This window comes from Bacillus sp. DWP3-1 (assembly GCF_049896565.1).
Taxonomy (GTDB): domain Bacteria; phylum Bacillota; class Bacilli; order Bacillales; family Bacillaceae; genus Bacillus.
This window is the reverse complement of record NZ_JAFCUN010000001.1, coordinates 910,229-934,958: the sequence shown is the minus strand read 5'-3', so window position 1 is coordinate 934,958 and position 24,730 is coordinate 910,229. Positions and strand designations below refer to the sequence as shown.

The window sequence follows — 24,730 nt, the reverse complement described above, 5'->3', positions numbered from 1 at the left end:
GTTAAAGGAGTAAATAATGAAAAGAAGAACTGCAAGAGAAAAGGCGCTACAAACATTATTTCAAATTGATGTGAGCAATATTGATCCGAAAGAGGCCATTACACATGCGCTGGATGAACAAGAATCAGATCCTTTTTTCGAGGAACTGGTTTTCGGTGTGCTTGAACAAAAGGACAAGCTCGATGACATGATTTCACAGCATCTAGTGAATTGGAAACTCGATCGTATTGCAAACGTAGACAGAGCCATTTTAAGGCTGTCTGTGTACGAGATGGTGTATCAAGAAGATATCCCGCTTAGTGTTTCGATGAATGAAGCGATTGAATTGGCCAAATTATTCGGTGATGATAAAGCACCGAAATTTGTAAATGGTGTACTTTCAAACATTAAAAACGACCTAAAGCAGCAATAGGAGGATTCGACATGACAGCAACAATCATCGATGGGAAAGAAACAGCAAAAGAAAAGCGTGAGCAATTAGCAAAAGAAGTAGAAGAGCTAAAACAAAAAGGAGTCACACCTGGTCTTGCCGTTATTCTAATCGGTGATGATCCGGCTTCACTTTCTTACGTGCGCGGGAAGAAGAAAGCAGCAGAAGCAATGGGGATGCATTTCCAGCTTGACCATTTAGATGCTTCTTTAACAGAAGAAGAATTGCTTCAGCTGATTGATCAGTACAATGCGAACGACCAATTCCACGGGATTCTTGTTCAGCTTCCACTGCCAAAACATATTTCTGAAAAAGCCGTTATTGAACGTATTTCACCTGAAAAAGATGTTGATGGTTTCCATCCATTGAATATCGGGAAAATGCTGCTTGGGGAGGACACATTCCTTCCATGTACACCAGCAGGCATTGTTGAATTACTAAACAAAACGGGTGTTAATCTTTCTGGAAAAGAAGTCGTTGTTGTGGGACGCAGCAATATTGTCGGTAAACCAGTAGGGCAATTGCTGTTAAACGAAAACGCAACGGTTACTTATTGCCATTCAAGAACAGTGAATATTTCAGAACATACGTTGAAAGCGGACATTTTAGTTGTTGCCGTCGGTCGAGCAAACTTTATTAAAGCTGACCAAATTAAAGAAGGCGCTATTGTTATTGATGTAGGAGTCAATCGTTTAGATAATGGGAAGCTTGTTGGAGATGTTGATTTTGAAGAGGCAAAAGAAAAAGCTTCTTATATCACACCAGTCCCTGGCGGAGTCGGTCCAATGACGATTACGATGCTTGCACACAATACGGTTAAATCAGCAAAACGTACATTAGCATAAGCTTTATCCATTCATCCACCTGCATGCTGCTGGTGGATGAATGTGCGTTTTTGAAGAGGAGGAATGCGTCATGAGTGAAAAAGCCTTTGTGACGGTCACAGCCCTTACAAAATACATAAAAAGAAAATTTGATGTTGATCCGCATTTAGAAGATATTTGGATCAAAGGTGAGCTATCCAATGTAAAGATTCATTCAAGAGGACATGTGTACTTCACCTTAAAAGACGTAAACGCACGCATGCAAGCTGTCATGTTCCAGCGCTCTGCGTCTAAGCTGCCTTTCTCTCCTAAGAGCGGAATGAAGGTGTTTGTACGCGGCGGGATTCAAGTATATGAACCAAGCGGCAACTATCAATTATATGCAAAAGAAATGCAGCCTGATGGTGTTGGTGCTCTTCATCTTGCTTATGAAGAGCTGAAGAAAAAGCTGGCAAGTGAAGGCTTATTTGATGCGCGCTATAAAAAACCAATTCCTGAATATCCAGAGGTTGTTGGTGTGATTACATCTCCAACAGGAGCGGCTGTTCGAGATGTCATTACGACCATCAACCGGCGCTATCAGCAGGCGAAAATCATTGTGCTTCCGGCGCTTGTCCAAGGTGAACATGCGACCCGTTCCATCGTAGAACGGATCAAGGAAGCGAATGAAAAACAGCTCTGTGATGTCTTGATTGTCGGAAGAGGAGGCGGTTCGATTGAAGAACTTTGGGCCTTTAATGAAGAAGCTGTCGCAAGGGCCATCTTCGCATCAGACATTCCAATCATATCTGCAGTTGGGCACGAAACAGACTTTACGATCAGTGATTTCACTGCAGACATGAGAGCACCCACACCAACAGGAGCAGCCGAACTTGCTGTTCCAAGCACGACCGATTTAATTGAACGAATCAAATCAATCGATATACGGCTGACAAGAGCGGTAAAGAATCAAACCTCACAAGCGAAAGACCGTCTTGTGGCGCTGCAATCCTCGTATGCCTTCCGTTTTCCAAAACGATTACAGGAGCAAAAAGAGCAGCAATTTGATTTGGTATTTGACCGTTTTCAAAAACAGCTGACGAGACAAATTGAGCAAAAACGCAGTCAACTAGACAGACAAACATACAGGCTGAAGCCGCTTCATCCTAAAGAGCAGCTGCTTCAGGCGAAAAAACGCCACGCCAATGAATCAGAACAGCTCATCCGCAGTATGAATGTGCAAATGAAAACAATTCATTCGCAGTTCCAATCGGTTCTTGGTAAACTAAATGCATTAAATCCACTTCAAGTGATGGAAAGAGGCTACAGCTTAGCCTATAAAGAAGAAGAACTGATAAAAAGTGTGAACCAAGTAGAGACGAAGGATCAGCTGACTATCACGATGAAAGATGGACGTCTGATTTGTGAGGTTATTGAGAAGGAGAGGCAATCATCATGACAGAATCCAATAAACAAAAAGAAGAACAAATGACATTTGAAGAGGCGATGAAAGGTCTTGAGGAGATTGTGGGAAAGCTCGAGGAAGGAGATGTACCACTTGAGCAGGCCATTCATTATTTCCAAGAAGGCATGACCCTTTCGAAGCTTTGTCATGAAAAATTACAGCATGTTGAAAAGCAAATGGATTTCATTTTAAAAGAGGACGGTGAGCTGGCTCCCTTCTCAGTGAAGGAGGCAGATGCTGGTGACAAGTAATTTAAATGAATTTTTAACAACACGAAAACAGGCCATTGAAGATTATTTATTTACATATGTTCAGGAATTGACGATTCCAGAAGACCTGAAATCTTCTATGCTCTATTCTCTTAAAGCGGGCGGGAAAAGGCTTCGACCTGTTCTCGTTCTTGCTCTATTACATGCCTACGGTAAAAACGAAGAAGACGGTATACCTGTCGGCTGTGCAGTTGAGATGATTCATACGTATTCATTGATACATGACGACCTTCCTTGCATGGACGACGATGACCTTCGCAGAGGAATACCGACAAATCATAAAGTGTACGGAGAAGCAACAGCGGTTCTCGCAGGTGATGCCCTTTTAACAGAAAGCTTCCGCCTGATTACATCACAGCTGTCTAGCAGCGTCTCAGCTGACCAAAAGCTCAGAATTGTAGAGGAGCTTGTAAAGTCAGCAGGTGCACTAGGAATGGTTGGCGGTCAATTTGACGACATGGAAGCAGAGCAAAAACAAGTATCGCTTGCTGAACTAGAATCCATTCACGCCCGTAAAACAGGAAAGCTTCTTACGTTCAGCGTCGCGGCAGGTGCAATGCTGGCAGGAGCATCAGATGACGATATCGAAAAGCTAAGGGAATTCAGCTATCATATTGGCATTGCGTTTCAAATCCGTGATGACATTTTAGATCTTGAAGGAAACGAAGAAAAAATCGGCAAACGGGTCGGCTCTGATACAGCAAATGAAAAGTCGACATATCCTTCTTTATTAACGCTTTCAGGAGCAAAAGAAAAACTGCATGAGCACATCACACGTGCAAAAGAAATTGTCTCAAATCTTCAATTAGAGCAGCAATTGCTGCATGATTTATGTGATCTAATTGCCTCAAGAGATCATTAAAAACAGCCTAGATTTGAGGGTCCTCGAGCAATTGTGGTAAACTGTAAACAGTTTATTATGATGAGACAACTCTTATTCCCTATTGGTTTTCAAAGGAATAAGGCATTATAGCTGTATATAGAAATTTTGTTGAAAGCGAGTTGATCCTAATTGGATCTTTTATCAATAAAAAATCCAACGTTTCTAAAAGGAATGTCAAATGCAGAATTAGAGGAGCTTAGCGCTGACATTCGCATGTTTTTAATTGAGTCCTTAGCTAACTCTGGCGGGCATATCGGTCCGAACCTGGGAGTCGTTGAACTGACTGTTGCGCTTCATAAAGTATTTGACAGCCCAAAAGACAAATTCCTCTGGGATGTTGGACATCAGTCTTACGTTCATAAGCTGTTAACGGGAAGAGGGTCGGAGTTTGATACACTTCGTCAATATAAAGGGCTTTGCGGTTTTCCTAAACGAAATGAAAGCGAACATGACGTTTGGGAGACAGGTCACAGTTCAACCTCGTTATCTGGTGCGATGGGTATGGCGGCAGCGCGTGATATTAAAGGGACAGATGAATATATCCTGCCGATTATCGGAGACGGTGCACTAACCGGAGGGATGGCGCTGGAAGCTTTGAATCATATCGGTGATGAAAAGAAAGATATGATTGTCATATTAAACGACAATGAAATGAGTATTGCACCAAACGTTGGTGCGATTCACACAATGCTTGGCAGATTACGTACAGCAGGCAAATACCAATGGGTAAAGGACGAGCTCGAATATTTATTCAAGCGCATTCCAGCTGTAGGCGGAAAGCTTGCTGCCACAGCAGAGCGTATCAAAGACAGCCTCAAATATTTACTTGTATCTGGCATGTTTTTTGAGGAAATGGGATTTACTTACTTAGGTCCTGTAGACGGACATTCGTATGAAGATCTTTTTGAAAATCTTGAATATGCAAAGAAAACAAAAGGTCCAGTTCTTCTGCATGTCATTACGAAAAAAGGAAAAGGCTATCAACCGGCAGAATCCGATAAAATCGGGACTTGGCACGGTACTGGTCCATACAAAATCGATACCGGTGATTTTGTAAAACCGGCAGCAGCAGCTCCGTCTTGGAGTGGTCTCGTCAGTGAAACGGTCAGAAAGCTGGCGCGGGAAGATGAGCGGATTGTTGCGATCACGCCTGCGATGCCTGTTGGTTCAAAGCTTGAAGGCTTTGCGAAGGAATTTCCAGAGCGGATGTTTGATGTAGGAATTGCCGAACAGCATGCAGCCACAATGGCAGCTGGGCTTGCGACGCAGGACATGAAGCCATTTTTAGCGATTTATTCAACGTTCCTGCAAAGAGCCTATGACCAAGTGCTGCACGATATTTGCCGTCAGAACCTCAACGTATTTATTGGCATTGATCGTGCGGGACTTGTCGGTGCAGATGGAGAAACCCATCAAGGTGTGTTTGATATTGCTTTTATGCGTCATATGCCGAATATGGTACTTATGATGCCAAAAGATGAAAATGAAGGACAGCACATGGTCAATACAGCCATTCAGTACGATGACGGTCCTATTGCTATGCGTTTCCCGCGCGGTAATGGGCTGGGTGTCAAAATGGATGAACAGCTGAAAACCATTCCGATTGGGTCCTGGGAGGTTCTTCGTCCAGGGAAGGACGCTGTCATTTTAACATTTGGTACTACGATTAAAATGGCGCTTCAAGCAGCAGAAGAACTTCAAAAAGAAGGGAAATCAATTCGTGTCGTCAATGCTCGTTTTATTAAGCCTCTTGATGAAGCGATGTTAAATGACATTCTTTCTGAAGGTATTCCGATTTTAACGATTGAAGAAGCTGTGCTCCAAGGCGGATTTGGCAGCAGCGTCTTAGAATATATACACGATAAGAAAGCATCTCATATCAAAGTAGAGCGTATGGGCATTCCAGATGAATTTATTGAGCATGGAAGTGTTGATGCCCTGCTTGAAGAAATTGGTCTGACGAAAGCACACGTTGCTGACTCTTTACGTGACCTGCTTCCCGCAGCACCAAGAAAAGGAATTGGATCATGACATCAAAGAAAGAACGACTTGACGTTTTATTAGTCGAACAAGGACTAATGGAAACGAGAGAGAAAGCAAAGCGTGCCATCATGGCAGGGATCGTTTACTCAAATGAAAACCGTTTGGATAAACCAGGAGAGAAAATCGCTCGTGATACTCCGCTCACTGTGAAGGGGAACCCTCTGAAATATGTGAGCCGCGGCGGGTTAAAGCTCGAAAAAGCACTCAAAGAATTCGACTTAACCGTTGAAGGGAAATTGCTAATCGATATTGGTTCATCAACAGGCGGATTTACAGATTGTGCTCTTCAAAATGGAGCGGTCAAATCATATGCTGTTGATGTTGGCTACAATCAGCTTGCGTGGAAATTAAGGCAGGATGACAGGGTAATCGTCATGGAGCGCACCAATTTCCGTCACTCCGTCCCAGCAGATTTTACTGAAGGGTTGCCAGAAGTAGCATCAATTGATGTCTCTTTTATTTCACTTAAACTCATCCTGCCGGCTTTAAAGCACATTCTTGTCCCAGGCGGAGACTGTATTGCACTCGTCAAGCCTCAATTTGAAGCAGGCAGAGAGCTTGTTGGGAAAAAAGGCATTGTGCGAGATCCGTCCGTCCACCTCGGTGTACTGGAAGAGATGAATCAGTTTGCTGCAAAAGAAGGCTATGATGTAAAGGATGTATCATTTTCGCCTATTACTGGTGGAGACGGGAATATTGAGTTCCTTCTTCATTTAGTGCTTCATTCCGAACAAGAAGAGAATGCGGCACTTCCGGCTTCAGAGCTTGAAAAGGTCGTCAAGGAAGCCCATTCTGTATTGAAAGAAAAGAAAAACAGCCCTGAGCCGGCTGACACATGAGATCATCGAAACAAAAGGAATAATAGCTCGCTATTATTCCTTTTTACATGGTCAAAAGACGAGAATTGACCGATTCTCACGTAATGCTTGTTTTTTGAACTGTGGTTCATATAACATAGAACGTAAAGACAAACTGAGATCAAACGCCTAGGGGGGTCAAACATGAATAAAGGTCAAAGGCATATTAAGATTAGGGAAATCATTGCGGGCCAAGAGATTGAAACACAGGATGAACTAGTCGATATTTTAAAAGCCGATGGATATAACATCACACAAGCGACCGTTTCAAGAGATATTAAAGAATTACATTTAGTGAAAGTGCCGACGAACAATGGAACATATAAATACAGTCTTCCTGCGGATCAGCGGTTTAACCCGCTGTCTAAACTGAAGCGATCCTTAATGGATGCATTTATCAAAATGGATGCTGCAAGTCATTTAATCGTCCTCAAAACCATGCCCGGTAATGCTCAGGCCATTGGGGCTTTAATGGATAATTTAGATTGGGAAGAAATCATGGGAACCATTTGCGGAGATGATACCATTTTGATCATTTGCCGCACACCAGATGATACGGAGACAGTTTCGAGCAAAATTTTAGAGCTGCTATAAAGAATCAGGTTTACAAAAAGAGGTGTCAAATGAGTGTTAGCAGAACTAACCATTAAAAACTTTGCAATCATTGAAGAGTTAACGGTTTCGTTTGAAAAAGGACTCACAGTCCTAACAGGGGAAACAGGTGCTGGAAAATCCATCATGATTGACGCAGTCTCACTTCTTGTAGGAGGGAGAGGGTCGTCTGAATTTGTTCGTTATGGTGAAAAAAAGGCAGAGCTGGAGGGGCTTTTTCTTGTGCCAGCCGATCACCCTGTATTTGCTTTATGCGAAGAGCAGGGAATTGACGCATCGGATGAAATGATGATTCTTCGCCGTGATATTAACAATAACGGAAAAAGCATCTGCCGCATCAATGGCAAACTTGTCACGATCTCACTTTTACGCGAGGTAGGACGCCTTTTGCTCGATATACATGGGCAGCACGATAACCAGTTATTGATGGAGGATGAAAATCATCTGCATTTGCTCGATCAATTTGGAGCAGAAGAAATTGCACCTGCTTTGTCACAATATCAAGAAGCATATGAGCAATATACAAAGACAGCCCAAAAGCTAAAACAGCTCTCTGAGAATGAGCAAGAGATGGTGCACCGGTTAGATTTACTGCAATTTCAGCTAGAGGAGATTGAAGCGGCACAATTAGAGCCGGGAGAAGATGAGAAGCTTCAAGAAGAGCGCCATCAGATCAGCAACTACGAAAAAATCTTTTCCTCACTTCAAAACGCATATAATGCCTTGCGCAATGAGCAGGGAGGACTTGATTGGGTTGGCATGTCATCAAGCGAGCTCGAGCAGGTTTCTGAGATCAACGACGATCTGAAAAAGCTATCCGAACAAGTGTCGAACTCCTATTACTTATTAGAGGATTCGACGTTCCAAATGCGAAGCATGTTGGATCAATTAGAGTTCGACCCAGCACGTCTTGATTTTATTGAATCTAGGCTGAATGAAATGAAGCAGTTAAAACGAAAATATGGGACAACGGTTGAGGAAATTTTGGAGTATGCGGCGAAGATAGAAGAAGAAATAGATCAAATTCAAAATCGAGACAGCCACCTGCAGACGCTTAAAAACAAACTGGATGCAATGAGCCGTGATGCCCTGCTTGAAGCACTTAACGTTTCAGAGCTTCGTAAAAAATGGGCCAAAAAACTAGCGAAGCAAATTCAAACAGAACTAAAAGATTTGTATATGGAGAAGTCAACGTTTGATACATCCTTTTCCATTCGGTATGCGCCTTTTAGCAGCACGGATAATCCGCTGCTAGATGGAAAGCCCGTCCAGCTTGGAAAAAACGGAATCGACCAAGCTCAATTTGTGATCTCTACTAATCCTGGCGAACCGATGAAATCTTTATCAAAAGTTGCCTCGGGTGGAGAAATTTCACGTGTCATGCTCGCCGTGAAAAGTATTTTCTCAGCCAAACAAGAAGTCACGTCCATTATTTTCGATGAGGTGGATACGGGCGTAAGCGGCAGAGTGGCACAGGCGATTGCCGAAAAAATTTACAAAGTGGCGGCTGGCTCACAAGTGCTCTGCATTACGCACCTCCCGCAAGTAGCAGCAATGGCTGACACGCATCTCTTCATTTCTAAACGCTCTAAAGCCGGCAGAACACTGACAAGCGTCAAACCATTAAGTCATGAAGAAAAAGTGAGTGAAATTGGCAGGATGATTGCGGGTGTGGAAGTCACTGAGCTGACAAAACAGCACGCAAAAGAATTGCTTCATCAAGCAAATGATGTCAAAACAACAGGGTAGCTGAAAAATCAGCTGCCTTTTTTATATTGTGTCAAAATCGCTGTATATACCCGTGAAATCGTCTTTTTCTTTTATCAATTTATCCAATCATTTTCTATAGGTGCCGGTTATAAATCCTAGCGAAGAAGGCAAAAGTAAAGATGTAGCCAAAACATGAGTGTTCTGGTGTGGGTAAGGAGCGAGGAGAGTGAAAAATGAATGCCCGAAAAGATGAGAAAAGCCATTGGTGTGATTCTCCTTGTTTCTTTAATAAGTACAGGGTTTATGAGCATAGTGAAGGAATACATCAGCATTCCAACAAATGTTGCTGTATTTGAAAAACAAAAGCACTCAATTGACACATCAATAGAAGCGTCAGCCAATGCTTCTTCACAAGCCTTTAGTCTTTCAGAGAAAAAGAATCAGCTTGAAGTGACAGGACAAAAGGCGGGAAAAGCCGAAATTGTTTATGATTTTAAAGGATTTCCTATTAAGAAAACAAAAGTCGACGTTCTCCCTGAATTAAAAGTCGTTCCTGGAGGACAATCCATTGGCGTCAAGCTCCACTCTGTAGGAGTTCTCGTTGTTGGTTTTCATCAAATCACAACAGCAGACGGCAAAAAATCACCAGGCGAAGCCGCAGGCATTCAATCAGGGGATATGATCATTGAAATCAATGGTCAAAAGATGGAGAAAATGAATGACCTCACCCCATTTATCCAGAAAGCAGGAAAAACAGGTGAAACGCTTCGTTTACTCATAAAAAGAGACCATAAAACCTTTCAAACAACATTAACACCCGCAAAAGATGCAAGTGAAGGCACCTATCGAATTGGTCTTTACATTCGAGATTCCGCAGCAGGAATCGGCACGATGACCTTCTTTGAACCATCTTCTAAAAAATATGGTGCCCTTGGGCATGTGATTTCTGACATGGATACAAAAAAACCAATCGTTGTCAACAATGGTGAAATTGTCAGATCAACCGTGACATCAATTGAAAAAGGCACAGGAGGCAACCCTGGAGAAAAATTGGCGAGATTCTCTTCCGAACGAAAAACGATAGGGGATATCTCCCGCAACAGCCCATTTGGTATCTTTGGTACGTTAACCGAAAAGCTTGAAAATCATGTATCAGACAAACCGCTTCCAGTCGCTTTATCAAATGAAGTAAAAGAAGGTCCAGCAGAAATTTTAACCGTTGTGGATCATGATAAAGTGGAGAAGTTTGATATTAAAATCGTCAGCACGACACCGCAGAAATTCCCGGCAACAAAAGGGATGGTATTGAAGATAACAGATGAACGTCTTTTAAGTAAAACGGGCGGTATCGTCCAAGGCATGAGCGGAAGCCCCATCATCCAAAACGGAAAGGTCATTGGAGCGGTCACACACGTATTTGTCAATGATCCGACAAGCGGGTACGGCGTACACATTGAATGGATGCTGTCAGAAGCAGGAATCGATCTTTATCAAAAAAACAAAAAAGCAAGCTGATCATCAAACTGCCGCGAATCTCCCGGCAGTTTTTTTCTCCCCTTTCTTTCTCTGCCATCATGTTATAAAATAAGGAAAAAGAGATTTTTCGACAAAATGGAAAATAGTATGTTGTCAAATTGCAATAATCGTCGATTCGTTAAGAAAAACGTAGAAAAAGCTAGATAATGCTCTATTATTCGGAAAATTAAAGTTTTTTAAAGGGGATAGCATGGTTTTGTCGAATTGAACACTCAGAAGAGAAATGCAAAAGACTAAAGGAATCGACATTGGGGAGGAAAGAACGTGGAGAAAATTAAAGTGTGTGTAGCTGATGACAATCGAGAGCTTGTTGGCCTTTTGACAGAGTATATTGAGGGACAGGAAGATATGGAAGTACTTGGCGTGGCGTATAATGGTCAGGAATGTCTGACATTATTTAAAGATAAAGAGCCCGACGTTCTCCTCTTAGATATTATCATGCCTCATTTAGACGGTCTTGCTGTACTGGAACGCCTCCGTGAAAACAATGACATGACCAAACAGCCAAGTGTGATTATGCTAACGGCGTTCGGTCAAGAAGATGTCACGAAAAAAGCAGTTGATTTGGGCGCATCCTATTTCATCTTAAAGCCATTTGATATGGAAAACCTAGTCGGTCATATTCGTCAAGTCAGTGGAAACGGCACACAAGTCACCCATCGATCTTCATCTATCCAAAACAGTGTCCTTCGGAACAAACCTGAACCGAAACGTAAAAACTTAGATGCGAGCATTACGACGATTATTCATGAGATTGGCGTACCCGCTCATATTAAAGGATATTTATACTTAAGAGAAGCGATTTCGATGGTGTACAATGACATTGAGCTTCTCGGAAGCATCACAAAAGTGTTGTACCCAGACATCGCGAAGAAATTTAACACGACTGCCAGCAGGGTAGAACGAGCGATTCGCCATGCGATTGAAGTTGCTTGGAGCAGAGGAAACATCGATTCCATTTCCTCACTCTTTGGTTATACAGTCAGCATGTCTAAAGCGAAACCAACCAATTCTGAATTTATTGCTATGGTGGCTGATCGTCTGCGCTTAGAGCATAGAGCTAGCTAGTTCATTTTCTTAAAAAAACGTTTCTGCAAAGAGGCGTTTTTTTATTTCGAAAAATATTGTTAAAAATTGGTTGTGTTGATACAATCATCTTATTGTTTCATTTGGACAAACTCGGCTTGCTTTATTTTCGGAATAAAATGAAAAATAAAGCATGAAAGAAATGGGGATGACATAAATTAGTGATAATCAGCTACGCAATCAATTGTTTGGTCTTCAAATAGAAGAAGAAAAAGCTCATTCGTAAGGAAAAGGATGAGAGGAAAAGGTCTGATGGATTTGGTAAATAAAGCAAATGAGATCGAAAGTTCTATTTCTATTGACCTGATTGGTTGGCGTTTTAAAGTCACTGGCTTCTTAGAGATTGTGCCATTTGAACTGAATATTCCCATTGTCGAATTTAATAATTTTCACATTCTTTTACTATGCTATAATAATGAGAAGAAGAGGGTGAGGTTATGGGAAAGCTGAAAATCCACTCTGCTGAGGTAGCGAACGAAATTAGCAAGTGGACGAGGGTCATTTCTCAGAATGACCTAGAAAAATCTGCTGTCTATAAAGAGAAAATTCAGAATTTGCTAAAAAATACAGATGAAGACCGTGAAGTTCTCCTTTATTATCAGCTTGTTAATGGCAGACATGAAATGTTACTTGGAAATATTGAAAAAGCCAATCACATTATGAAGAGTGTCGGAACGCTCGATGAGAAAGCAGATGACATTATTAATTTTTATTTTTACTTTTACAAAGGCCAATATGCTGCATATGTGAAAAAGTATGATGAAGCCATCAGTTTTTACAAAATTGCAGAACAGCGCCTAAAACGTGTGAATGAAGACCTGGAAGTAGGAACTTTTCACCATAAGGTTGCTTCAATCTATTACGAACTGAAACAAAATTTCATATCCATTAATCATATTAAAAAAGCCATCGATACGTTCAAAGCGCATGAAGAGTATACAGCGCAGGCGATTGACAGTTTGATTTTACATGCAAGTAATTGTATTGATTTGTTTCAATTTGAAGAAGCAGAAGAAAAATACCAAGAAGCACTTGAGAAAAGTAAACGCATTAACAATGAAGTGCTGATTGGGAAATGCTATCACAATTTAGCCGTTCTTTATTATGCGAAGCCTGATTATGAAAAAAGCGCACAATATGCCAAAAAAGGGATGGGCATTCAAATTCACCGTGACAATAGCCATTATTACATCCAATCTTTATATGTTCTGGCAAATGCCTTGGTTCATCTAGGAGATCAAGAGGCGAAGGAATATATTAAAGAGGGTATTCAGTATAGCTGCGATATCCAAAATAATGAATATATAGTAAAATTTGAAATTTTGGATTTGATGTGCGAAAATAGTGGAGCAGCAGACGTATTCTCTGAAAAATTAGACTACATAGAAAAAAATAGATTATATGTGGAGCTTGAGGATTTGTCTGAACAAATATCGAAATACTTCAAGGAACGAAATGACTATCAAAATGCCATTCGTTTTCTTGAAAAGAAATTCGATGCACAAATACTTCAAAAGAAAGTGGAGGTTATCTTATGAAAAAGTTGTTGTTAGGTGTAACCGTCGTTACAGCAGTCGCAGTTGTTTCTTCCCTTTTTGCTCTTGACGCAGAGACGACAGAGCAAGCCATCAGAGCGATTACGTGATCGAATTTACCTGTGAGCCTCTTCGTACTAATCAGAAGAGGTTTTTTTATGTGCTCAAACTGGAAAAATGAAAAGAGACACGTCATAATGAAAGGAAGCATCATACTTAGAGGTGACCTATGACGAAAATTTTTGCACACAGAGGTTTTAAAGGAATCTACCCTGAAAATACCATGATAGCCTTTGAGCATGCACTCCATTCTGGAGCTGACGGAATTGAGCTCGATGTTCAGCTGACGAAAGATGGCAAGCTTGCTGTCATTCACGATGAGAAGCTGAACAGAACAACGAATATGAAGGGCTTAGTGAAAGACCATACATATGAAGAGTTAAAAGCAGGAGATGCGAGTCATTCTTTCTATGAAGAAACCGGTGCTGTATCCATTCCTCTTTTAGAGGAAGTATTGGAGTTAGTGACGCAGCACCCATCACTCATCATCAATATTGAACTGAAAAATTCCATTTATCGATATCCTGGTATTGAAGAGAAAGTAAAGGAGCAAATTGAACACTTTCAAATAGAAGATCGTGTACTTGTCTCATCGTTTCATCATGGGAGTTTAGCTCTTTTTCACAAGCTGATGCCGCATGTTGAGCTTGCTGTTCTCACAATGGATGTGATTCATCAGCCGGAGATGTACTTAAAAACAGTACCTGCAAGAGGTTATCATCCGAATATAAAGGGCGCAGGGGTGACAAAAGAAGTCGTGTCGGCTCTCCGTGCCGCTCAGCAAGTGATCAGGCCGTTTACGGTAAACAGTGAAAAGCAGATGAAAAGCATGTTTTCCTTAGGTGTCGATGGAATTTTCACTGATTTTCCTGACAGAGCCGTCAAAATAAGAGAAGAAATGAAATAAAGACCTGCTATCAGAAGCGGGTCTTTTTTCATGTCTATCTCTGCTTAAAGCGGGTGGTCACTTTATTGCGTTTGCGGTCTCTATATAAAATAAAGCCAGCGACTACATAAAGACCTCCTCCTAAAAATAATAACCCTGCAATTCCTTGCAGCCATAAAAATGGAAATGGTGCAATGATGATGCCGAAAACCGTGTCACGCAGCAGCTTAATCCCAAGTGCAGCAAGCGCGCCAGGTATTAAAATAATCACTAATGCAAGTATTCTCCCCATCAAATGTCCCCTTAAACGTCATTTACTTCCATTGTCTAATTCAAAAAATATTTTGTCAAGAAAGGAAAACGTGGTAATATAAGAGTTGTGCAATTTTTTGCAACGGAAAAATATGGTGTGCAAATTTTTTCATATAAAGGGGTAACGGGATGCAGAGAGTCTTGATTGTCGGTGCAGGACACGGTGGATCAATATTGCTTGAAACATTGCTGAAAACAAATATGATTCAAATCGTTGCGATCGCCGACCTTGATCTTGGGGCACCGGGGATGGTAGAAGCGAAAAAGAATGGAATCGATACGACAACGGATTGGAAAGAATACATAAAAGATGACATTGATATCATCATTGAAACAACGGGCAGTTCAGCTGTGCTTAAAGAACTGATGAAAGAAAAACGAGAGCATGCTGTCATTGTTCCGAGTTCGATGGCATACGTCATATCAGAATTAATGTCAGAAAAGCATCAGCTCATTCAAATATTAAAGGAACAAACCTATAAACATGACCGCATTTTTAATGCAACGAACGATGGCATGATTTTTATTAATATGGATGAAGAAGTCGTCCTATTTAATCGGTCGGCTGCCAAAATGGTTGGATGTTCGCAAAAAGATGCGATTGGCCGTCACATACGTGAAGTCATTCCAAACACAAAGCTTCCCGATATTTTAAGATCGAGGGAGCCTGAATTTAATCAAAAACAATTTCTGAATCAGCAAATACAAATTGTCACAACGCGTTTGCCAATTATTGATGACGCAGGAAGAATGCTGGGCGCTTTATCGATCTTCAAAGATATTACAGATGCGGTGGAGCTTGCGGAGGAAGTCACAAACCTCAAAGAAGTGCGGACAATGCTTGAGGCCATTATTCAATCATCGGATGAAGCGATATCCGTCGTAGATGAGCAGGGGAAAGGAATTTTAATCAACCGAGCTTACACGAAAATGACGGGGTTAACAGACAAAGAAGTTGTGGGCAAACCAGCAGGTGCGGATATTTCTGAAGGCGAAAGCATGCATTTGAAGGTGCTTGAAACGAGAAGGCCGGTTCGAGGCGTTAGAATGAAAGTCGGACCAAATAAGAAGGATGTGATCGTCAACGTAGCGCCAGTGATCGTTGATGGCATTCTAAAAGGCAGTGTCGGCGTCATTCATGACGTATCAGAAATTCAATCACTCACCAATGAATTGAATAAAGCAAGACAGCTCATCCGGACACTTGAGGCAAAGTACACATTTGAAGACATTATTGGAGAAAGTGAGCAAATGCTTGTGGCACTTGAGCAGGCAAAGCTAGGGGCAAAAACACCAGCCACCATTTTACTCAGGGGAGAATCAGGTACTGGGAAAGAGCTGTTCGCGCACGCTATACACAATGAAAGTGACCGGAAATATAATCGCTTTGTAAGAGTCAACTGTGCGGCCTTATCGGAAACCCTTTTAGAGTCAGAACTTTTTGGCTACGAGGAAGGAGCATTTTCTGGTGCAAGGCGCGGCGGTAAAAAAGGGCTGTTTGAAGAGGCAAATCACGGCAGTATTTTTTTGGATGAAATTGGTGAAATGACGCCAAGTACACAAGCGAAATTATTACGCGTCATGCAGGAGAAAGAAATTGTCAGAGTAGGCGGAACAAAAGCCATCCCTGTTGATGTACGTGTGATCACCGCAACAAATGTCAATATTGAAAAAGCGATGGCGGAAGGAAAGTTCAGAGAGGACTTATATTATCGCATGAACAGATATCCGATCTCTATTCCGCCGCTAAGGCAGCGCCTTGAAGATATTGACTCCTTAAGCAAACGTCTCATCCAGAAGATCAATTTAGACTATGGACGAAATGTGAGCGGCTTAACGGAAGGGGCGCTCGATAGACTTCGATCCTACAGCTGGCCTGGAAACGTAAGAGAACTGGAAAATGTCCTTGGACGAGCCATGATCTTTTTGAACCCGCAAGAAGAATGGATCGATGAAGATCATATTTCCTTCATGGAGTCAGAAGAGCAGGAAGAAAAAGAGCAGCAGGAACTGGCTGTCAGTCAATTTGAGGGAGAGACACTTTCGGATGCTGTTGAGGCATTTGAAGCGCAGCTGATTAAACAAACCCTTGAAAAGCATCAATTCAACCGCACGAAAACAGCGAAAACGTTAGGGATTAGCATTCGAAACCTTTACTATAAAATGGATAAATATCAACTTGCAAAAGATAGCATGCAATAAAATGCATGTTACCTGCAAAAAATTGCATGTATTTCATGCGAAATGCCTTATGTCGCTGCATTTCAAGCTGGCACAGAACTTGCATATGAAAACCATGAACCGAGCATAAGGAAAGGTGGACATATATGAAGCTTGACGATCTGATTATGAAAGCCGCCCAGCTGCAAAATAAAACTGCTGCTGTGGCTCATGCAGAAGACGAAGAAGTGCTTCATGCCATCAAGATGGCAATTGAACGAAAGGTCGCTCGCTTCCTGCTGGTTGGGAACAAACGCAACCTGAAGGAGCTGGTGAAACAGCATGAGATCAATGAGGACTGGATAGATATTATTCATTCGGATTCTCCTGAAGAATCAGCCAAAATTGCCGTGCAGGCAGTGAGTGAGAAGCATGCAGATATATTGATGAAGGGGCATGTCCCGACAGCCGTTCTTTTAAAAGCGGTACTGAATAAAGAGTACGGGCTGCGGACAGCGAGTGTCCTATCACATGTCGCGGCATTCGAAGTGCCGGGCTTTGATCGTTTTATTTATGTCACGGATTCTGCGATGAACATCGCGCCCGATTTAAATATGCTCAAAGAGATCACGATCAATGCTGTTCAAGTAGCACAAGCTGTCGGAAACGACATGCCAAAGGTGGCAGTGTTATCTGCGGTAGAGGTCGTGAACCCGGCAATGGATTCAACTTTGACAGCGGCAAGTCTGGCACAAATGAATAGGCGAGGTCAAATTTCTGGCTGCCTCATTGATGGACCTCTTGCTTTAGACAATGCCATTTCTCAAACGGCAGCTTCTCATAAAAATATTACGAGTGATGTCGCCGGTCATGCAGATATTTTGCTTGTGCCAACGATTGAAGCAGGGAACATTCTTTATAAATCTCTCATCTACTTTGCACATGCAAAGGTGGGAGCTGTGGTGGCAGGAGCGAAGGCGCCGATTGCCTTAACAAGCCGATCGGATACAGCCGAAAGTAAGCTTTATTCAATTGCACTTGCCATCTGTACATCAAATTAAGCGGAAGTCATAGGAGGAATAAATAATGGAACTTTTTAAATATATGGAACGATACGATTATGAGCAGCTTGTATTTTGTCAGGATGAACAGTCTGGCTTAAAAGCCATTATTGCTATTCATGATACAACACTTGGGCCAGCACTAGGCGGGACGAGAATGTGGACGTATGAAAACGAAGAAGCAGCGATCGAAGATGCGTTACGTCTAGCAAGAGGGATGACTTATAAAAACGCAGCAGCAGGCCTGAATCTTGGCGGCGGGAAAACAGTCATCATCGGTGACCCGAGAAAAGATAAAAATGAAGAAATGTTCCGTGCGTTTGGACGCTACATTCAAGGATTGAATGGCCGCTATATCACAGCGGAGGATGTCGGTACAACGGTAGAAGACATGGATCTTATTCATGAAGAAACAGACTTTGTGACAGGTATTTCTCCTGCATTTGGTTCTTCCGGAAATCCGTCTCCTGTTACGGCTTACGGTGTATATAAAGGGATGAAAGCTGCTGCCAAAGCTGCATTTGGGACCGATTCATTAGAAGGAAAAACAATTGCTGTCCAAGGTGTTGGGAATGTGGCCTACAATTTGTGTAAACACCTGCACGAAGAAGGTGCACAGCTAATTGTCACAGATATCAACAAAGACTCTGTAAAGCGAGCTGTTGAAGACTTTGGTGCAAAAGCAGTAGACCCTGACGATATTTATGATCAAGCATGTGATATTTATGCACCATGTGCACTTGGTGCAACGATTAACGATGTAACGATTCCTAAGTTGAAAGCAAAGGTCATCGCAGGTGCAGCCAATAACCAGCTGAGAGAAACGCATCACGGCGATCTTATCCATGAAATGGGCATTGTCTATGCACCTGATTATGTGATCAATGCAGGCGGCGTGATTAACGTTGCTGATGAGCTTTATGGCTATAATGCAGATCGTGCGATGAAAAAAGTGGAAGGTATTTACCAAAATATTGAACGTGTCATTGAAATTTCAAACCGTGATGCCATTCCAACTTATAAAGCGGCAGACCGATTGGCAGAGGAGCGAATTGAAAGAATGCGCAAATCAAGAAGCCAATTCCTGCAAAATGGTCAACATATTTTAAGTCGTCGCTAATTTGGAGAATGAGTTGAAACGGAGGTTTTGTTTTTGCTGACAAAAGAATGGCGTATTCTCACAATTAATCCTGGCTCTACTTCAACAAAAATCGGTGTGTTTCACAATGAACGATCTATTTTTGAAACGACACTCAGACATACAGATGAGGAATTAAAGCAATTCCCACATATCATTGATCAATTTTCATTTCGTAAAGAAACAATCCTGAAAACGCTGCATGAACAAGGGATGAACATCTCAAAGTTTGATGCAGTGTGCGCACGCGGCGGCCTTCTCCGGCCTATCGAAGGAGGCACATATGAAGTCAATGAGCAAATGACCCAAGACCTCAAAGAAGGATATGCCGGCCAGCATGCATCAAATCTGGGCGGTATCATTGCACGAGAAATTGCACTTGGCCTGAACATCCCAGCTTTTATTGTCGATCCAGTTGTGGTGGATGAACTAAAACCAATTGCTCGTATTTCAGGGCTGCCAACGATTGAAAGAAAAAGCATCTTCCATGCATTAAATCAAAAAGCAGTCGCAAGAAAAACGGCTGCATCCTTTGGGAAGCGTTACGAAGATTTGAACATGATTATTACGCATATGGGCGGCGGCATCACCATTGGTGTACATGAAAAAGGAAAAGTCATTGATGTCAATAACGGACTGCATGGCGAAGGACCTTTCAGCCCGGAGCGAGCGGGGACCCTGCCAACAGGTGACCTCGTCAATCTTTGCTTTTCTGGTGAGTATAGCCAAGAGGAAATGCTGAAACGCATTATTGGTGAAGGCGGACTTGCGGGCTACCTTGGTACGACAGATGCTGTGAAAGTGGAGCGCATGATTGAAGCAGGCGATGAACGGGCGGCACTGATTTATGAAGCGATGTGCTATCAAATTGCCAAGGAAATCGGTGCGGCTAGTGCTGTCTTAAAAGGAGCAGTTGACGTCATTGTGTTAACAGGCGGACTTGCGTACAGCAAACAAATTACATCAAGTATTAGAGGATACATTGACTGGATTTCAGATGTTGTCGTGTATCCAGGCGAAAATGAACTGCAATCCTTAGCAGAAGGTGCACTTCGTATTTTAAAAGAAGAAGAATCACCGAAAGAATACCCAAATGATCAACGAATGAAGAAAGGAGTGACAAGTCATGGCAACTGAATATGACCTCGTCATTCTTGGTGGAGGCACAGGCGGCTATGTAGCGGCCATCCGTGCCTCACAGCTTGGATTGAAAACAGCAGTTGTAGAAAAAGAAAAGCTTGGCGGAACATGTCTGCATAAAGGATGCATTCCGTCTAAAGCGCTGCTTAGAAGTGCAGAAGTCTATCAAACCGTCAAACGTGCTGCTGATTTTGGCGTTGAGGCAAACGGCATTGCCTTGCAATTTGCCAATGTGCAGAAAAGAAAAACAGAGATTGTAGAGAAACTAGCAGGCGGCGTCAAACACTTAATGAAACAAGGAAAAATTGATGTCTATGAAGGGATCGGCCGTATCCTTGGTCCATCTATCTTTTCGCCAATGCCAGGAACCATCTCCGTAGAAATGGCAAATGGAGATGAAAATGAAATGCTCATTCCAAAGCAGGTCATTATTGCGACAGGTTCAAGACCGCGGGTGCTGCCTGGGCTTGAAGCAGATGGGACGCACATTCTTTCATCAGATGATGCACTTGAACTGCCAGAGCTTCCACAGTCAATGCTCATTGTCGGCGGCGGGGTGATCGGAATTGAGTGGGCTTCCATGCTCAATGATTTTGGTGTGAAGGTGACTGTGATTGAATTTGCAGATCGCATATTGCCAACAGAGGATCATGACATTTCTAAAGAAATGGAAAAGCTTTTATCTAAAAAAGGCATCACCTTTGTGAAAAATGCGAAAGTACTGCCAGATACCATCAAAAAGCAGGAGAATCTCGTGACGATTCAAGCAGAAAAGGATGGAGACATTCAGACGTTTGAAGCGGAAAAACTTCTTCTTTCAGTCGGCAGAGTACCAAATATTGAAGGCATTGGTCTTGAAAACACGGACATCCAAACAGAAAAACAAGGCATTGTCGTGAATGAACATTATCAAACGAAAGAATCGCATATTTACGCAATAGGAGATGTCATTGGCGGGCTTCAGCTGGCACATGTGGCTTCACACGAAGGCATGATTGCTGTGGAACATATGGCTGGGAAAGATCCAAAGCCGCTCGATGAAACGCTCGTATCTAAATGTGTCTACTCTCACCCAGAAACCGCTAGTGTTGGACTCACTGAACAGGCGGCAAAAGAGCAAGGCTTCGAAGTGAAAATGGGAAAATTTCCATTTATGGCGATCGGTAAAGCGCTTGTGTACGGGGAATCTGATGGATTCGTCAAAATCATTGCCGATCAAAAGACAGATGATATTTTAGGGATTCATATGATTGGTCCTCATGTAACAGATATGATATCTGAAGCTGGATTAGCCAAAGTACTTGATGCAACGCCGTGGGAAGTGGGGCAAACGATCCACCCGCATCCAACCTTATCAGAGGCGATTGGTGAGGCAGCTCTTGCTGTTGACGGGAAGGCGATCCATTTTTAATCAAGGAGGGAAATAGGATGAGTAACATGCGTCATCAGGAATTAGGATTATCAGATGAACAAGCAATTGATATATATAGAACAATGCTTCTAGCAAGGAAAATTGATGAACGGATGTGGCTTTTAAACCGTTCTGGTAAAATTCCATTCGTGATTTCTTGTCAAGGGCAGGAAGCGCAGCAAGTCGGTGCTGCTTTTGCTCTCAATAGAGAAGAGGATTACGTCTTACCTTACTACCGTGATATGGGGGTTGTCCTCGCATTTGGGATGACAGCCAAAGATTTAATGATGTCTGGTTTCGCAAAACAAGACGATCCAAACTCGGGCGGAAGACAGATGCCAGGTCATTTTGGACAAAAATCAAATCGAATTGTGACGGGATCTTCACCTGTCACAACGCAGGTTCCTCATGCAGTGGGGATTGCACTTGCTGGACGTCTGGAGCAGAAAAACTTTGTCAGCTTTGTCACGTTCGGTGAGGGCTCTTCAAACCAAGGTGATTTCCACGAAGGCGCTAACTTCGCTGCTGTGCATAAGCTGCCTGTTATTTTCATGTGTGAAAACAATAAGTACGCGATTTCCGTGCCGTATGACAAACAAGTGGCATGTGAACGCATTTCAGATCGTGCAATTGGGTACGGAATGCCTGGTGTAACCGTTGATGGCAATGATCCGCTTGAAGTATATGCCGCTGTCAAAGAAGCGAGAGACCGTGCGGCAAGAGGCGAAGGGCCAACGTTGATTGAAACGATCTCTTACCGTTTAACTGCGCATTCAAGTGATGATGATGATTCAAGCTATCGAGAAAAAGAAGAAGTGCTCGAAGCGAGAAAGAAAGATCCGCTCATCCAATATGAAACGTATTTAATTGAAGGAAACGTCATGACTTCTGAAATGAAAGAAGAGATGACAAAAGAAATCATGCAAATCGTAAACGAAGCGACTGATGAAGCGGAAAACGCTGCTTATGCTGATGCAGAAAGCGCACTTCGTTACGTGTATGCGGAGTAAGGGGGAAGAAAAATGCCTGTTATGTCATATATAGACGCCATTACACTGGCGATGAAAGAAGAAATGGAACGAGATCCAAAAGTGTTTGTGCTCGGAGAGGATGTCGGGAAAAAGGGCGGCGTATTTAAAGCGACAGCGGGTCTTTATGAGCAATTCGGAGAGGCGCGCGTCATGGATACACCTCTTGCAGAATCAGCCATTGCTGGTGTAGGTATTGGGGCCGCGATGTATGGAATGCGCCCAATTGCGGAGATGCAATTTGCGGATTTCATTATGCCTGCAATCAACCAAATCATTTCAGAGGCTGCGAAAATCAGATACCGCTCAAATAACGATTGGAGCTGTCCAATGGTCATCCGCGCACCTTACGGGGGCGGTGTACACGGGGCGCTTTATCATTCACAATCGGTTGAAGCGATTTTTGCCAATCAGCCTGGTTTGAAGATTGTCATGCCTTCTACACCTTATGATGTAAAAGGTCTTTTAAAGGCTGCGGTGCGTGATCCAGATCCTGTATTGTTCTTTGAACACAAACGTGCCTACCGTCTCATCAAAGGAGAAGTACCTGAGGAGGATTACACACTCCCTATTGGAAAAGCAGATGTGAAACGTGAAGGCGATGATATCACGGTCATTACATATGGCCTCTGTGTCCATTTTGCGCTGCAAGCAGCAGACCGCCTTGCGAAAGACGGCATTTCTGCGCATATTCTCGATTTGAGAACAGTGTACCCGCTCGATCAGGAAGCCATTATTGAAGCGGCATCAAAAACAGGCAAAGTGCTTCTTCTAACGGAAGATACAAAAGAGGGCAGCATCATGAGTGAGGTAGCGGCGATCATATCAGAGCATTGCTTATTTGATTTAGACGCACCAATCAAACGTCTAGCCGGACCAGAAATCCCGGCAATGCCTTATGCGCCGCCAATGGAAAAATTCTTCATGGTCAATCCAGATAAGGTAGAAGCTGAAATGAGAGAGCTAGCGGCGTTTTAAGAAAGAGGAGGGTTTCAAGTGGCAATTGAACAAATGAAAATGCCTCAGCTAGGTGAAAGTGTAACAGAAGGAACCATTAGCAAATGGCTCGTTTCACCTGGCGATCATGTGAATAAATACGATCCGATTGCGGAAGTCATGACGGATAAAGTGAACGCAGAAGTCCCGTCATCTTTTACAGGAACGATTACAAAGCTATCGGCTGAAGAAGGCGATACGCTGCAAGTAGGAGAAGTGTTCTGTGAAATTGAAGTAGAGGGCAGCTCGCAGCAGAGTGCGAAAGAAGAAGCAGCACCTGAGCAAAGTGAAGCACCTGAAGCAGATCAAACAAAAGAGAATCAAAGTCAAAAGAAACGCTACTCTCCAGCAGTCCTTCGTTTAGCAGATGAGCACAGCATTGATTTAGCGGCTGTTCAAGGAACTGGAGCAGGCGGACGAATCACAAGAAAAGATTTACTTCAGCTCATTGAAAACGGCGGCGTACAAGAGAAGGCAGCACCTGTTAATGAACAGGCGGTAAAGCCGGAGCCTGCGCAGCCATCAAAACCAAAAGCGGCGCCTTCCGTCTCTACAATGCCTGGTGATGTTGAACTGCCAATCACGCCAATTAGGCAGGCGATTGCGGCAAATATGCTGAGAAGCAAACATGAAATTCCGCACGCATGGACAATGATGGAAGTCGATGTGACAAACCTTGTGACAAGAAGAAATCAGCTCAAGGACCAATTTAAAGCAAAAGAAGGCTTTAATTTGACGTTCTTTGCGTTCTTTGTCAAAGCAGTGGCTCAGGGCTTAAAGGAATTCCCAGAAATGAACAGCATGTGGGCTGGAGATAAAATTGTGCAAAAGAAAGCAATCAATGTCTCGATTGCTGTTGCGACTGATGACGCTCTTTTTGTTCCAGTCATTAAGGATGCGGATGAAAAAACGATTAAGGGCATCGCCAAAGAAATTCATGAGCTTGCTTCCAAGGTGAGACAAGGAACGCTGAATCAAAGTGACATGGAAGGCGGCACCTTTACTGTAAACAACACGGGATCATTTGGTTCTATACAATCCATGGGAATCATTAATTACCCGCAAGCGGCGATTTTACAAGTAGAATCGATCGTGAAGCGTCCAATGATTGTAAACGGCATGATTGCAGCAAGAGACATGGTCAACCTTTGTCTTTCATTAGATCACAGAGTACTTGATGGTCTTGTATGCGGCAGATTCCTTCAACGAATAAAACAAATCCTTGAAGGCATTGACGAGCAGACATCTGTTTACTAAAACAAGAATGTCCCCCTCCCGATATGGAGAGGGGGATTTCTACATAATGAGA

The 24,730-nt window shown here is 42.7% G+C and carries 22 protein-coding genes; 21 read left to right on the top strand and 1 reads right to left on the bottom strand.

What is annotated here, in order from left to right; genetic code table 11:
* Positions 1–16 precede the first annotated feature (16 nt).
* The 13 genes from nusB to ACP7A0_RS04745 all read left to right on the top strand — a co-directional run bounded on the left by nusB (position 17) and on the right by ACP7A0_RS04745 (position 14,196).
* Positions 17–412, top strand: a complete 396-nt coding sequence (gene nusB, locus ACP7A0_RS04805; RefSeq protein WP_034661255.1) for a transcription antitermination factor NusB — start codon at positions 17–19, stop codon at positions 410–412.
* An 11-nt stretch (positions 413–423) separates the two neighbouring features.
* A complete protein-coding gene (gene folD / locus ACP7A0_RS04800; protein WP_106031010.1) occupies positions 424–1,275 on the top strand; it encodes a bifunctional methylenetetrahydrofolate dehydrogenase/methenyltetrahydrofolate cyclohydrolase FolD in 852 nt (283 codons plus the stop codon).
* A 70-nt stretch (positions 1,276–1,345) separates the two neighbouring features.
* Complete coding sequence (gene xseA, locus ACP7A0_RS04795) at positions 1,346–2,692, top strand: exodeoxyribonuclease VII large subunit (protein WP_426004410.1); 1,347 nt, start codon at positions 1,346–1,348, stop codon at positions 2,690–2,692.
* The gene (locus ACP7A0_RS04790) at positions 2,689–2,949 is read left to right on the top strand and encodes an exodeoxyribonuclease VII small subunit (protein ID WP_003215880.1); all 261 of its coding nucleotides are present in this window, start codon (positions 2,689–2,691) and stop codon (positions 2,947–2,949) included. The genes xseA and ACP7A0_RS04790 overlap by 4 nt, the downstream gene beginning before the upstream one ends.
* Positions 2,933–3,829: a polyprenyl synthetase family protein gene (locus tag ACP7A0_RS04785; RefSeq protein WP_189288356.1), complete on the top strand. Its 897-nt coding sequence runs from the start codon at positions 2,933–2,935 to the stop codon at positions 3,827–3,829. Before ACP7A0_RS04790 ends, ACP7A0_RS04785 begins: the two co-directional genes overlap by 17 nt.
* A 150-nt stretch (positions 3,830–3,979) precedes the next feature.
* Positions 3,980–5,881: a 1-deoxy-D-xylulose-5-phosphate synthase gene (gene dxs, locus ACP7A0_RS04780; protein WP_060596820.1), complete on the top strand. Its 1,902-nt coding sequence runs from the start codon at positions 3,980–3,982 to the stop codon at positions 5,879–5,881.
* Positions 5,878–6,732 carry a TlyA family RNA methyltransferase gene (locus tag ACP7A0_RS04775; protein WP_066030678.1) on the top strand — a complete coding sequence of 285 codons (855 nt, stop codon included), beginning with the start codon at positions 5,878–5,880 and terminating at the stop codon, positions 6,730–6,732. The genes dxs and ACP7A0_RS04775 overlap by 4 nt, the downstream gene beginning before the upstream one ends.
* 162 nt (positions 6,733–6,894) lie before the next feature.
* Positions 6,895–7,344: a transcriptional regulator AhrC/ArgR gene (gene ahrC / locus ACP7A0_RS04770; RefSeq protein WP_034661246.1), complete on the top strand. Its 450-nt coding sequence runs from the start codon at positions 6,895–6,897 to the stop codon at positions 7,342–7,344.
* 33 nt (positions 7,345–7,377) lie between these two features.
* Positions 7,378–9,111, top strand: coding sequence for a DNA repair protein RecN (gene recN, locus ACP7A0_RS04765; protein WP_060596818.1), 1,734 nt, complete (start codon positions 7,378–7,380; stop codon positions 9,109–9,111).
* A gap of 198 nt (positions 9,112–9,309) precedes the next feature.
* Positions 9,310–10,587: a SpoIVB peptidase gene (gene spoIVB / locus ACP7A0_RS04760; RefSeq protein WP_034661244.1), complete on the top strand. Its 1,278-nt coding sequence runs from the start codon at positions 9,310–9,312 to the stop codon at positions 10,585–10,587.
* A 285-nt stretch (positions 10,588–10,872) separates the two neighbouring features.
* Positions 10,873–11,676 carry a sporulation transcription factor Spo0A gene (gene spo0A, locus ACP7A0_RS04755; protein ID WP_012010520.1) on the top strand — a complete coding sequence of 268 codons (804 nt, stop codon included), beginning with the start codon at positions 10,873–10,875 and terminating at the stop codon, positions 11,674–11,676.
* Positions 11,677–12,131: 455 nt separating this feature from the next.
* Positions 12,132–13,232 carry a Rap family tetratricopeptide repeat protein gene (locus ACP7A0_RS04750; protein WP_066030680.1) on the top strand — a complete coding sequence of 367 codons (1,101 nt, stop codon included), beginning with the start codon at positions 12,132–12,134 and terminating at the stop codon, positions 13,230–13,232.
* 226 nt (positions 13,233–13,458) lie between these two features.
* Positions 13,459–14,196 carry a glycerophosphodiester phosphodiesterase gene (locus ACP7A0_RS04745; RefSeq protein WP_066030681.1) on the top strand — a complete coding sequence of 246 codons (738 nt, stop codon included), beginning with the start codon at positions 13,459–13,461 and terminating at the stop codon, positions 14,194–14,196.
* A 34-nt stretch (positions 14,197–14,230) separates the two neighbouring features.
* Here ACP7A0_RS04745 and ACP7A0_RS04740 read toward each other — a convergent pair whose 3' ends face one another.
* Complete coding sequence (locus ACP7A0_RS04740) at positions 14,231–14,467, bottom strand: DUF2627 domain-containing protein (RefSeq protein WP_034661240.1); 237 nt, start codon at positions 14,465–14,467, stop codon at positions 14,231–14,233.
* A 149-nt stretch (positions 14,468–14,616) separates the two neighbouring features.
* Between ACP7A0_RS04740 and ACP7A0_RS04735 the strand changes: the two genes are divergently transcribed.
* The 8 genes from ACP7A0_RS04735 (at position 14,617) to ACP7A0_RS04700 (ending at position 24,678) form a co-directional block, all read left to right on the top strand.
* Entirely contained in the window at positions 14,617–16,689 is a 2,073-nt protein-coding gene (locus tag ACP7A0_RS04735; protein WP_034661239.1) for a sigma-54 interaction domain-containing protein, read from the top strand.
* 125 nt (positions 16,690–16,814) lie between these two features.
* A complete protein-coding gene (gene yqiS / locus ACP7A0_RS04730) occupies positions 16,815–17,708 on the top strand; it encodes a phosphate butyryltransferase (protein ID WP_034661238.1) in 894 nt (297 codons plus the stop codon).
* Between the two features lie 25 nt (positions 17,709–17,733).
* Positions 17,734–18,828 (top strand): branched-chain amino acid dehydrogenase, encoded by a 1,095-nt coding sequence (gene bcd / locus ACP7A0_RS04725; RefSeq protein WP_003215658.1) that lies wholly within the window; start codon positions 17,734–17,736, stop codon positions 18,826–18,828.
* Positions 18,829–18,861: 33 nt separating this feature from the next.
* A complete protein-coding gene (gene buk, locus ACP7A0_RS04720) occupies positions 18,862–19,983 on the top strand; it encodes a butyrate kinase (RefSeq protein WP_375565887.1) in 1,122 nt (373 codons plus the stop codon).
* On the top strand, positions 19,973–21,397 hold the full coding sequence (gene lpdA, locus ACP7A0_RS04715; protein ID WP_060596814.1) for a dihydrolipoyl dehydrogenase: 1,425 nt from the start codon (positions 19,973–19,975) through the stop codon (positions 21,395–21,397). The genes buk and lpdA overlap by 11 nt, the downstream gene beginning before the upstream one ends.
* 17 nt (positions 21,398–21,414) lie before the next feature.
* A complete protein-coding gene (locus tag ACP7A0_RS04710) occupies positions 21,415–22,407 on the top strand; it encodes a thiamine pyrophosphate-dependent dehydrogenase E1 component subunit alpha (protein ID WP_060596813.1) in 993 nt (330 codons plus the stop codon).
* Positions 22,408–22,419: 12 nt separating this feature from the next.
* A complete protein-coding gene (locus ACP7A0_RS04705; RefSeq protein WP_034661229.1) occupies positions 22,420–23,403 on the top strand; it encodes an alpha-ketoacid dehydrogenase subunit beta in 984 nt (327 codons plus the stop codon).
* A gap of 18 nt (positions 23,404–23,421) precedes the next feature.
* Positions 23,422–24,678, top strand: coding sequence for a dihydrolipoamide acetyltransferase family protein (locus ACP7A0_RS04700; protein WP_106039236.1), 1,257 nt, complete (start codon positions 23,422–23,424; stop codon positions 24,676–24,678).
* Positions 24,679–24,730: the final 52 nt, after the last annotated feature.